This is a genomic window from Aeromonas sp. PrichA-15 (genome assembly GCF_017939245.1).
GTDB classification, from domain to species: Bacteria; Pseudomonadota; Gammaproteobacteria; order Enterobacterales; family Aeromonadaceae; genus Aeromonas; species Aeromonas caviae.
The window spans coordinates 1-1,701 of the sequence record NZ_JAGKRH010000142.1 but is presented as its reverse complement, the minus strand read 5'-3'; the positions used below and the strand labels follow the sequence as shown (position 1 = coordinate 1,701).

Sequence of the window (1,701 nt, the reverse complement as noted above, 5' to 3'; positions counted from 1 at the left end):
GGGCGGACCAAATGATACGTCAGTGGGAGAGATCTCACTAAAAACTGGGAATAACGCCTTAAATGGCGAAGAAACGGTCTAAATAGGCTGATTCAAGGCATTTACGGGAGAAAAGATCGGCTCAAACTGAAAAAATGAAATGACTGCGTCAGCCGAGAAGAATTTCCCCGCTTATTCGCACCTTCCTTAACAAAGCAGATTGATGGCAAGTTTAAGGTGTACTGGAAGACTGGCCTTCGAAGAGGTGGTAAACTTAAGGTTGATTTAGGTGAGCAGTACGACACGCTTACTGAGCAGCAAAAGCCAATTGCAGCTGAGCTCTATGCGATTCACCACCTACTGTCAGTGAAAGAGGTAATGAGGAGTAACTGAAGCGGTGATGGGCTTCATATGACCTCAGTTTGCTAACAATAGAGTAGACGCGGTATGAAGTTTTAGTGATAAGTGTCACGGTCAACATTGGTGCTCATATCACGGATTCGCGAAATGCGATTATAGAAACTGTTGCCATATTAGACTTATGGTAATTAGTATCAGGAACTTAAAGAATTTATTGAAATGCTCGTTGGCGATTATCTCGTAAAAAAGGTGCTAGATAAGCAGCAAAGCTAAACCTGTTTTTCTCGAGCTGTAGATGTCCCGAACCACAGATGTGTTGGGTTTGCAACACGTATGTCATCCCTTTATTGTTTGAATATAAATCATGGTTTCAGAACAAGTTATCTATGACCTCGAAGAGGTTAAAGGGCTCTCTGATGAAGAGCTTTATCAACGCCTTTACGATAGTTGGGGCTTGGAAAGTCATAAAATTGATGTCTGGGGTGAACTGAGTATCAACGAAGCAGGGAACTGGGCTGGTATTCGTAACGCTAAAACTCTTAATGGCAACCAAAACATAGAATACCCTTTGGCTGATTCGCATGAATTGCAATCAGGTGTGTTTTTAAACCCATCAGTAGCAAAAATAGTGCTAGGAAATGACAGTAAGGGGATGGTTGCTTGTGAACTAATGTTAGCGTCCATCCCGCAAAGAGCTAAAAAAAACAACCCATTTCTATTAGCCGTCAATGACAAGACGGTAGAACGTTTGACCTATCTGCCCGATGCATTGCCTAATTTAGAGCGGCAAGCCATAATTCATAATGAAGATGAAACGCTCCTGCGCAAAGTTATTTATGACGCAGAAGTTAAGCGCGTTAAACACAAAATCGCCTCAGAAACAGAAGCGTTAGAGTCAGCGTTGCAAGAAAAGCAAAAGGATACCTGATTACCCATGATTAGCAGTCACCACGAGCTATACTGATCTTACGTACAGTTACTGAGGTGCGAGATCATGGCCAAAAGCAAAGTCCAATTCCAGAAAGGCTACAGCCTGTTTGATTTTTTCAAGGACTATGGCACTGAAGCGCAGTGCGAAAACGCGCTGCTTGCTTGGCGTTTTCCGAACGGTTTCATCTGTCCTGAGTGCGCCAACAAGACCTGCTGTCGCCTGAAAAGTCGGCCACGCGTGCTGCAATGCAATAACTGCCGTCACCAGATGTCATTGACTGGAAAAACGATTTTTGCAAACACAAAACTCCCACTGACCAAGTGGTTTCTGGCGATGCAGCTGCTGTCACAGACCAAAACTGGCTTGTCAGCGATGGAGCTAAAGCGCCAGTTGGACGTCAAATATGACACCGCCTGGATGCTCAAGCACAA

The 1,701-nt window shown here is 44.1% G+C and carries 2 protein-coding genes; both read left to right on the top strand.

Annotated elements, in window-relative coordinates:
* Positions 1 to 703 precede the first annotated feature (703 nt).
* Positions 704 to 1,267 (top strand): hypothetical protein, encoded by a 564-nt coding sequence (locus tag J9889_RS16570; RefSeq protein WP_210557385.1) that lies wholly within the window; start codon positions 704 to 706, stop codon positions 1,265 to 1,267.
* Between the two features lie 66 nt (positions 1,268 to 1,333).
* The coding region (locus tag J9889_RS16565; protein WP_210557383.1) for a transposase at positions 1,334 to 1,701 on the top strand (368 nt) is incomplete at its 3' end.